The sequence below is a fragment of the Ralstonia sp. AU12-08 genome (assembly GCF_000442475.1).
GTDB lineage: Bacteria > Pseudomonadota > Gammaproteobacteria > Burkholderiales > Burkholderiaceae > Ralstonia > Ralstonia insidiosa.
In genome coordinates this window covers 42763-51415 of the sequence record NZ_ASZV01000062.1, presented here as the reverse complement: position 1 = coordinate 51415, position 8653 = coordinate 42763, and the positions used below count along the sequence as shown (strand labels likewise).

General features: G+C 59.8%; 10 protein-coding genes. 6 read left to right on the top strand and 4 right to left on the bottom strand.

The window, feature by feature from the left end; genetic code table 11:
- Nucleotides 1-538, top strand: a 538-nt coding sequence (locus C404_RS58170; RefSeq protein WP_021197820.1) for an FAD:protein FMN transferase, incomplete at its 5' end; no start/stop codon positions are given.
- Entirely contained in the window at nucleotides 535-1017 is a 483-nt protein-coding gene (locus tag C404_RS0130635) for a hypothetical protein (protein ID WP_009241642.1), read from the top strand. The genes C404_RS58170 and C404_RS0130635, both read left to right, overlap by 4 nt.
- 136 nt (nucleotides 1018-1153) lie before the next feature.
- On the opposite strand, the gene C404_RS58165 is transcribed toward C404_RS0130635, so the two are convergent.
- The 4 genes from C404_RS58165 to C404_RS58150 all read right to left on the bottom strand — a co-directional run bounded on the left by C404_RS58165 (nucleotide 1154) and on the right by C404_RS58150 (nucleotide 4130).
- Nucleotides 1154-1387 carry a hypothetical protein gene (locus C404_RS58165; RefSeq protein WP_009241641.1) on the bottom strand — a complete coding sequence of 78 codons (234 nt, stop codon included), beginning with the start codon at nucleotides 1385-1387 and terminating at the stop codon, nucleotides 1154-1156.
- Nucleotides 1388-1518: 131 nt separating this feature from the next.
- Nucleotides 1519-1845, bottom strand: a complete 327-nt coding sequence (locus C404_RS58160; RefSeq protein ID WP_004635299.1) for a four-helix bundle copper-binding protein — start codon at nucleotides 1843-1845, stop codon at nucleotides 1519-1521.
- A 228-nt stretch (nucleotides 1846-2073) separates the two neighbouring features.
- Nucleotides 2074-3444 (bottom strand): heavy metal sensor histidine kinase, encoded by a 1371-nt coding sequence (locus C404_RS58155; RefSeq protein WP_012435842.1) that lies wholly within the window; start codon nucleotides 3442-3444, stop codon nucleotides 2074-2076.
- Nucleotides 3444-4130, bottom strand: coding sequence for a heavy metal response regulator transcription factor (locus C404_RS58150; RefSeq protein WP_009241638.1), 687 nt, complete (start codon nucleotides 4128-4130; stop codon nucleotides 3444-3446). Before C404_RS58150 ends, C404_RS58155 begins: the two co-directional genes overlap by 1 nt.
- Nucleotides 4131-4317: 187 nt before the next feature.
- On the opposite strand from C404_RS58150, the gene C404_RS58145 reads away from it, so the two are divergent.
- Genes C404_RS58145 through copD form a run of 4 tightly spaced genes read left to right on the top strand, consistent with a single transcriptional unit; the run spans nucleotide 4318 to nucleotide 8629 of the window.
- Entirely contained in the window at nucleotides 4318-6132 is a 1815-nt protein-coding gene (locus C404_RS58145; protein WP_012435841.1) for a copper resistance system multicopper oxidase, read from the top strand.
- 19 nt (nucleotides 6133-6151) lie between these two features.
- A complete protein-coding gene (locus C404_RS58140; protein ID WP_021197817.1) occupies nucleotides 6152-7273 on the top strand; it encodes a copper resistance protein B in 1122 nt (373 codons plus the stop codon).
- 35 nt (nucleotides 7274-7308) lie between these two features.
- Nucleotides 7309-7695: a copper homeostasis periplasmic binding protein CopC gene (gene copC / locus C404_RS58135; protein WP_004635311.1), complete on the top strand. Its 387-nt coding sequence runs from the start codon at nucleotides 7309-7311 to the stop codon at nucleotides 7693-7695.
- A gap of 4 nt (nucleotides 7696-7699) precedes the next feature.
- Complete coding sequence (copD, locus tag C404_RS58130) at nucleotides 7700-8629, top strand: copper homeostasis membrane protein CopD (protein ID WP_004635312.1); 930 nt, start codon at nucleotides 7700-7702, stop codon at nucleotides 8627-8629.
- The last annotated feature ends 24 nt before the right edge of the window (nucleotides 8630-8653 follow it).

Here is an 8653-nt window from a genome sequence, read left to right as displayed (position 1 = left end):
GATTCTGCCCCGCCCGGCGGGGCCGACAGCGGAAGTCGACGCGCGGATTGCGGACGTGGTGACGCTCGGTGAAAATCGCATCGGCAAGCGGCGCCCGCTATGGTTGGACCTCGGTGGCATCGCCAAAGGCTTTGCCGTCGACATGGCCGTCCTGAGTTTACGGCACCACGGCATCCGCAGTGGTGCCGTTTCGGCTGGAGGGGATCTGCGCGTCTTTGGCACACATGCGCAGCCCATCCACGTACGCAGTGCCAACGCGCCGGCTCGGCTGGAATTACTCGGTATGCTCGCCCACGGGGCCGCGGCCACCAGCGGTCACTATTTCGCAGAAAGCTTCGGATTGCCTCCCGGTACTGAGTCCATTCGATCGCAACAAATACTGACGGAGGCGCCCTGCGCAGAGCGGACTGTCACCGTTATCGCTCCTCGCTGTATCTGGGCGGACGCTCTTACCAAGGTTGCCATGCTTGCGGGCACGACGGCCCCTTCCACGATCCGCGCGCTATCGAGTTATCACGCACACGTTGTTGCATCATGACGCAATCCTCGCATCGACATCCGCTTAAAGGGACAGGCATCCGCTTGCATCCGTATCACTATTGGCTTGCTCTCGCCGTATTACTAGCGGTAGCGGTGTCTGGACTGGTGTGGACAGTTTTGCATGACCTGCTTCAATGGGCGGATGCGCCGGTCGTCCGCCAGATACTGCAATTGCACGGCGCCTTTGCGTTCTGCAGCCTGATTCTCTTCGGTTCCATGCTGCCGCAGCACATCCGCTTCGCGTGGGTCGCGCGCCGCAACCGCGTGACCGGCACGTTGACGGGAATCGTGTTCTTGCTGCTGACCATCAGCGCCTATGGTCTGTATTACGGCCCCGAAGATTGGAGTGGTCTTGCAAAGACTGCGCACCTTGTGATGGGCATCGCCGCTGTTGCGGCCGTTCCCCTACACATGCTCATCGGCCGGAAGCGCCACGAAGGCTATCGTGCGTCGGCGAGCAAGAGTGCGCGGCACTAGAGCGATTGAAGCGGATTGATGAGTCAGTCCAGCGAGCACGTGCAGCGAATGCCTCGACGTGCAAAAAAGCCCCGGAGGTGCGCTCCGGGGTGAGGGGGAAAGCCCGGAAGGGGGTGTTCCGGGGTTGAGCTTTCAGTTACTGGTGACCGCCGTCCGTGTAGGGATCGCGTGTGCCCATCGAATGCGCGCCATCGGTGTAGATGTCGCGCGCTGCGCGTCCACCATCGGTATAGGGGTCGCGCTTGCCCATCGCGTGACCGCCATCGGTATAGGGGTCGCGCGCGCCGGTAGCCATTGACGCGTTGGCGACGTTGATACCGAGCGCCAGCAACGCTGCCCCCATCAATGCGGATTTTTTCAGGATGTTCATCGCGTTTTCCTTCTTCAAGTTGAAACAAGACACTGCTATGCCAATGCAGTGTAGAAGGCTGGGGCTGACAGAAACGTGACCCTCGTATTACAAGTGCGACAGATCAGCGAGATTGATCCGGTATGCCACCTTCAATGCACGGCACGACAGGCGTCGGCGCATGTCTCGCAGGCACGCGCGCACTGCTGACAGTGCTCGTGGGAGTGCTTGGCACACTCGGCGGCGCAGGCTTGACAGATTTTCGCGCACAGCTCGCATATTGCAGTGGCTTGGGCGCTGCCTCGCGCCATCACGCCCACGGCGGCTTCGCAGATCTCAGCGCAATCGAGATCCAGCCGAATACAGGTGCTCAATGTCAGAACGTCCTTCTCGGTCAAGCAGGCGGTGGCGCAGTGCAGGCACGCCACGCGACACGCGGCGCATTCGTCGATGCAGGCTTGGAAGTGTTGGTGAGGCATTTGGGTTCTCCTTGATTGCCGACGTGCCGGAATGGCACGCTGCATGTACAGCAAGGAAAAAGCCTGGGCCTGGCCCCTGACGGGGAAGCGTTATCGCCATGTTGTGATGCACGCACAACCTTTCAAAGGCGTCATGCTCACGCAAGACTTCGGGCAGCTTGCACGACACATTGGCCGCCATAGGGGCCGACCTGACGGATGATGTCAGCGAGCGTGCCCCCCCAAAGTTCAGCAGCGGATCGGCAGCCGGACGGTGAATCGAGTGCGATCGTGCACGCGTGTGGCAGAAATGGTTCCCCCATGGGCGAGAACGATTGCTTTGGTGATAGCCAAGCCAAGGCCTGCTCCGTCCGATTCTGGGCGCGCACGCGACTTGTCTGCGCGAAAGAAGCGCTCGAAGATGAACGGCAGCACGTCGGGAGCAATCGCCTCGCCGTCGTTGTCGATCGTCACGGCGAGGCCCTCCTCGGTTGGCGTGATGGAAACGATCACACGGCCGCGCCTGGGTGTGTGCCGTATCGCATTCGACAACAGATTGCTGAAGGCGCGTCTGAGCATGAGCCGATCGCCACGCAGTTGCGCTTGTCCTTCCACTTGCAACTGCACGGCTTTGTCCTCCGCGAACGCGTCGTAAAACTCAAAGAGTGCGCGCACCTCGCCGGCAAGCTCGATCATCTCGGCACTGGGCAGCGTCAGGTTGTGCTCCATCTTGGCCAGGTAGAGCATGTCCGACACCATCCGAGCCAAACGCTGCAGCTCTTCTACGTTTGAAGCAAGGACGTCTCTGTACTTTGCAGGTTCGCGAATTTGTGAGAGAGCCACTTCGGTTTGCGTCAGCAGGTTGGTGATCGGTGTGCGTAGCTCGTGTGCGATATCGGTCGAGAAGTCGGTGAGTCGCTGGAAATCGCCCTGCAAGCGCGCGAGCATGCCGTTCAACGTCACGCCAAGATCGGCAACCTCGACCGGTACCATATCGACCGGCATCCGTTCGTCCAGGCGGTCCGCCGTCACAGACTTCGCCCGCGAAGCCATCGCGCGCAGCGGCAACAGCCCCCGCCGGGCCGCCCACCATCCAAATAGGCCGCTCGCCAGGGCGGCCAATGCGATGTAGAGCGTCAACGTCTTCCGAAACGCGCGTAGGAAATGCGCATGGATCTCAGTATTGATGCCCACCAATACATCCAGCGCACCGTCGTCGCGCAGCGGCACTTGCATATGCACCCCCCGGTATTGCTTGTCGCCCTGCTGCCAAACAAGGGCCCCGGAATGACGGCCTGCCTTGCGTAGCACGGCCAACACCTCCGCAAAGTCAAAGTCGGGGGTGGCAAACAAGGCCTGACCCTGTGGCGCCTGGACTCGCACAATCAGATCCGTGCGGTGCTGTAGCACGTCGTTGAGCCGACTAGAGACCTCGGGTGCAGAGCTACTCTCAACCACCCGGCGAATAACGTTCACGTTCTCGCCCAACGCCGTAAAGTCTTCCACTGCAAAATGCTCCTCCATGGCCAGGGCGATCAGAATGCCGAGGCCCAACAACATGGCCGCTGATGACAAGGAGAAATACGCGGTCAGCCGCGCCGTTAGTGAATGGCGCCTCATTACTCCCCGTCCTCCGGACCTTCGAGGACATAGCCCATGCCACGGACGGTATGGATCAATTTAGGTTCGAAGTTATCGTCGATTTTGGCGCGCAGGCGTCGAATGGCGACGTCGATCACGTTAGTGTCGCTGTCGAAATTCATGTCCCAGACTTGGGAGGCGATCAGGGACCGGGGCAACACCTCGCCATGACGGCGGGCTAGCAGTTCCAGCAGCGAGAACTCCTTACTGGTCAACGTGATTCGCTGACCGCCACGGGAAGCACGACGGCGAGTCAGATCCAGCACCAGGTCGGCCACCTGGATGCGTTCTGCAAGCGATGGCGCACTGCCTCGTCGAAGCAGAGTTCGAACACGCGCGAGCAATTCCGCAAATGCAAATGGTTTGACCATGTAGTCATCCGCGCCCAGCTCCAAGCCCTTGACCCGATCAGCGACGCTATCGCGCGCGGTCAGAAACAGCACCGGCACAGCCAGTTCAGTTGAGCGCAGTGCGTGCAGGATCTGCCACCCTTCGAGATCGGGCAACATCACGTCAAGAATCAAGAGGTCATAGTCGCCCGTCATTGCAAGATGTCGGCCGTCCAAGCCATTGCGGGCAAGGTCCACAACAAAGCCGGCTTCCGACAACCCCTGCTGCAAATATTCGCCGGTCTTGGATTCGTCTTCGACAACAAGGAGCTTCATGTCTGTCTCTTTATTACTTATGGCGCACGAAAAGTGCGACCGGTATCGTGTAGCGTACATGGAGCGGCATGGTTGCTGACCAACCTGACCAATATGTAATGTTTCGGTCAGGTTAAGGTAGCCTTGGAGTGATTAGGCTGCTCCTGCCGTACAAATCTCATCAGGGACTTACGCAAGGAATAAAGAGATGCGCAGCAATCGTGCAATGGGCGTGGTGCTTCCGAACCTTCCGCGGAGGCGATTTGTGCAAGGCTTGGCCGCCGGAGGGGTGATCGCTGGCCTGGGCTTGGGCGGGATGCCCGCGCGGGCGTCGCAGGCCCAGGGCACAGCCTTTGGCACCGCGCCCGTGCTGCGGGGCACCGAATTCGATCTGGTGATCGCTGAGACCCCAGTGAACTTTACCGGCAAGCCAGGCATGGCGACTACCATCAATGGCATGCTGCCTGGCCCAACGTTGCGGTGGCGTGAAGGTGACACGGTCACCATCCGGGTGACCAACCGTCTGCCGGAGCCCACGTCAATTCATTGGCACGGCATCATTCTGCCGTTCCAGATGGACGGCGTACCCGGGATCAGCTTTTCCGGCATCGCCCCGGGCGAGACATTCACGTATCGTTTCAAGGTCCAGCAGAGTGGCAGTTACTGGTACCACTCGCACTCCGGCTTCCAGGAAATGACAGGACTATATGGCGGTATCGTTATCGATCCCGCTGGCGAGGACCGCGTGCGGGCCGATCGCGATTACACCGTCTTGCTTTCCGACTGGACGGACGAGGATCCGATGCGCGTCCTCACCAAGCTTAAGATCCAAGGCGACTACTACAACTATAACCAGCCGACTGTGGTCGATTTCTTTCGCGATGTCTCCCGTGAGGGATGGACATCTGCCATGAACAAACGGCAGATGTGGAACCAGATGCGCATGAATCCGACCGATTTGGCGGATCTCTCCGGCGCGACGCTGACCTACCTCATGAATGGCGTGACGCCAGCGGGGAATTGGACCGGTCTATTTTCTCCAGGCCAGACGGTACGGTTGCGCTTCATCAACGGCGCCGGCAACACGTTCTATGACGTTCGCGTTCCGGGCTTGAAGATGAAGGTAGTGCAGGTTGACGGACAGGATATCGAACCGGTGTCGGTCGATGAGTTCCGCTTTGGCCCTGGCGAGACCTGCGACGTAGTGGTCTCTCCGACGGATGAGGCCCACACAGTGTTCGCGCAGACGATGGACCGGACCGGATATGCCCGGGGCACTCTGGCCGTGCGCCAGGGCGTGCAAGCCCCTGTGCCAGCGGTCGACAAGGCTGAATGGCTGACGATGGCGGATATGATGGGCGACATGGGAGGCATGTCTGGCATGTCTGGCATGTCTGGCATGTCTGGCATGTCTGGCATGGACCATGGCGGCATGGCAATGGCTCACAGCCAGCATGGAGCGATGCCGGGCAATGCCGCAAACTCCTTGAAGGTGCCGAGCAAGAAAGCCCGTCATGCGCGTACAGAGTACGGTCCCAGCACCGACATGCATGTCGATATGGCGCGGACCAACCTCGACGATCCCGGCATAGGGCTGCGCAACAATGGGCGACGTGTGCTGGTCCTGCAGGACATGCATACGATCGGCGGCCCTATGGACGCCCGCAGCCCTCAGCGCGAGGTGGAGTTACATCTGACCGGCAATATGGAGCGCTACGCGTGGTCGCTCGACGGAGTGGAGTTCGGCAAATCGACCCCCGTTCATTTTCGCTATGGGGAACGTCTTCGCGTCATTCTTCACAACGATACGATGATGACGCACCCGATGCACATGCATGGGATGTGGAGCGAACTTGAGGCGCCGGACGGCACATTCTTGGCGCGCCGACACACGATTCCGGTGCAGCCCGCGCAGCGCATTAGCTTCCTTGTCACGGCTGACGCTCTTGGCCGATGGGCTTGGCACTGCCATCTCATGCTTCATATGGATGCAGGTATGTTCCGTGAAGTGATCGTCGCCTAAGCCCGGATCGACAAGTCAAATGACCACGCATAAGCACGTTAAGACAGCACTGGCAGTTGCCTTGGCCCTTGTCAGCATCAGCGCCGCATCTGCACAGGAATCTACAGCGACCTACGACACCATGGCGCCAAGCTCGGGCGCCGACACTCAGCCAGCAGCCCGCGGCTCGATGCAGGGCATGGACCACGGCTCGATGCAGGGCATGGATCAGGGCTCGATGCAGGGCATGGACCACGGCTCGATGCAGGGCATGGATCAGGGCTCGATGCAGGGCATGGATCAGGGCTCGATGCAGGGCATGGATCAGGGCTCGATGCAGGGCATGGACCACGGCTCGATGCAGGGCATGGACCACGGCTCGATGCAGGGCATGGACCATGGCTCGATGCAAATGCAAGGCGGCTCGGCGCCACCTGATGCACGGGATCCGAATGCATACTCGGGTGGATATCAACTGGGTGTTGGCAAGTACGCGCTGAGCAACACCCGCCAACTCATGATGGCCGATGAACACAATTTCGGATCGTTCTTAATTGATCGCCTGGAGTGGGTGCGGGGGCCCAACTCCAATGCCGCGTCTTATGAGGCCCAAGCGTGGTACGGAAGCACTTACAACAAGGTTGTGCTGAAGGCGGAAGGCGATGTGAAAAAAGGTCGACTCGAGGAGGCGCGCACCGAGTTGCTGTGGGGGCACGCGATCACGACGTTCTGGGACACCCAGCTTGGGATCCGAAACGACGTCGGCTCGGGGCGTCCAGCGCGGAACTGGGCGGCTTTTGGCGTGCAAGGTCTGGCGCCATACTGGTTCAACATCCAGGCCACGGCATACGTTGGTAACAGTGGTCGTACTGCGCTGCGGCTGTCCACGGAGTATGAATTGCTGCTGACCCAGCGCCTCATCCTACAACCGCGCGTGGAGGCGAACCTCTATGGGAAAAATGATCCGGTTCTGGAGATCGGCAGTGGCCTGTCTAGCGCTAGCGTCGGACTGCGTTTGCGTTACGAATTCAGCCGGCAATTCGCGCCTTACATCGGCGTTGAGCGGTACCAGACGTTTGGCAACACGGCCAATATGATCAGGGCTGATGGAGGCCGCAGTGGCGAGACTCGGTTTGTCGCAGGCCTGCGAGTTTGGTACTAGTCGTTTTCTTTTTCACCACCAGTGGAGGTATTGATATGTTGAACCATCGTTACATTGCCAGCATTGTTGTCGCGGCCTCGGCCATTCTCGCCAGCACGGCTGCATTTGCGCATCCCAAGCTGTTGTCTTCCACGCCCGCCGACAAAGCCGAAGTAGCCGCGCCGGCAAAGATCGAGCTCAAGTTCTCGGAGAGTCTCTCGACGCAATTCTCGGGGGCAAATCTGGTGATGACGGAAATGCCCGGCATGTCGGGGCAAGATGCCATGAAGGTTGCTGCAAACGTCTCAGCAGGCGACGACCCCAAGACAATGGTCATCACGCCTGCCAAGCCCTTGATGACCGGGACGTACAAAGTCGAATGGCGCGCAGTTTCATCGGACACTCACCCCATGACGGGGAATATTTCGTTTAAGGTCAAGTAAAACCATGGCAGACGATTGGCTCAATATCGCCTTGCGGTTTGCGCTGTATCTGGATTTGACGATCCTGTTCGGTGTCTCGCTGTTCGGCGTGCAAGCGTTGCGGCCCGATCACCGAGCATCGGCGATTGCGCGTCGATACGTCTGCACCGTTGGAACCACTGCCGCCTTGGGCATCCTCCTGTCGCTGTGGAGCATCGTGGTGATGGCCAAAGCCATGACCGGTGCCACCGAGTATGGCGCCCTAACTAGCCATATCTTCGGCATGATCCTGACCACCACTACGGTCGGACTGGCCTGGATTGCGCGCTTGGTGGCGCTAGTGAGCTGCCTGGTCGTCGTTGCTTGGTTGGCAAAACGCCCGATACCTCATTTTGGGTTGTGTGCCGGCCTGGGCGCCGTGGCGCTCGTCACCGTCACTTGGGCTGGGCACGGGGCGATGCACGATGGTGCGACGGGATATCTTCATCTTGCATCCGATATTGCCCACGTCCTGGCCGCTGGGGCATGGGTCGGCGCATTAGCAGCGTTTGTGCTCCTGGCTTCCATGCGGCACGCGGCCTCAACGGAAGCGGTCGAGATTCTGAGCCATACGTCCAATGGCTTTGCCCGTCTTGGGACGTTGATTGTCGCCACTTTGCTCGCGACAGGGGTGTTCAACTATTGGCTGATCGTAGGCCCGACACTTGACGGACTCTTCTCTTCCCTTTATGGGCGTCTGTTGCTGCTCAAACTCGCCCTGTTTGGAGCGATGCTGGGCTTGGCAGCGGCCAATCGCTATCGATTGAGTCCACAGCTGGAGACGGCATTGGACGTAGGCGACCACTCTGACGCGGTTATAGCGCTGCGCCGAAGCCTTTGCATGGAGGCGGGACTCGCCGTAGTGATTCTCGCTGCGGTCGCTTGGCTTGGTGTGCTGTCGCCGCCGGGAACCTAGGCGATTTTGGCTGCACGAGAATAA

Coding starts and splice junctions, on each gene's coding strand:
- C404_RS58145 (WP_012435841.1), top strand. CDS start 4,318: ATGCGCAGCAATCGTGCAATGGGCGTGGTGCTTCCGAACCTTCCGCGG.
- C404_RS58140 (WP_021197817.1), top strand. CDS start 6,152: ATGACCACGCATAAGCACGTTAAGACAGCACTGGCAGTTGCCTTGGCC.
- copC (WP_004635311.1), top strand. CDS start 7,309: ATGTTGAACCATCGTTACATTGCCAGCATTGTTGTCGCGGCCTCGGCC.
- C404_RS58165 (WP_009241641.1), bottom strand. CDS start 1,387: ATGAACATCCTGAAAAAATCCGCATTGATGGGGGCAGCGTTGCTGGCG.
- C404_RS58160 (WP_004635299.1), bottom strand. CDS start 1,845: ATGCCTCACCAACACTTCCAAGCCTGCATCGACGAATGCGCCGCGTGT.
- C404_RS58150 (WP_009241638.1), bottom strand. CDS start 4,130: ATGAAGCTCCTTGTTGTCGAAGACGAATCCAAGACCGGCGAATATTTG.
- copD (WP_004635312.1), top strand. CDS start 7,700: ATGGCAGACGATTGGCTCAATATCGCCTTGCGGTTTGCGCTGTATCTG.
- C404_RS58155 (WP_012435842.1), bottom strand. CDS start 3,444: ATGAGGCGCCATTCACTAACGGCGCGGCTGACCGCGTATTTCTCCTTG.
- C404_RS0130635 (WP_009241642.1), top strand. CDS start 535: ATGACGCAATCCTCGCATCGACATCCGCTTAAAGGGACAGGCATCCGC.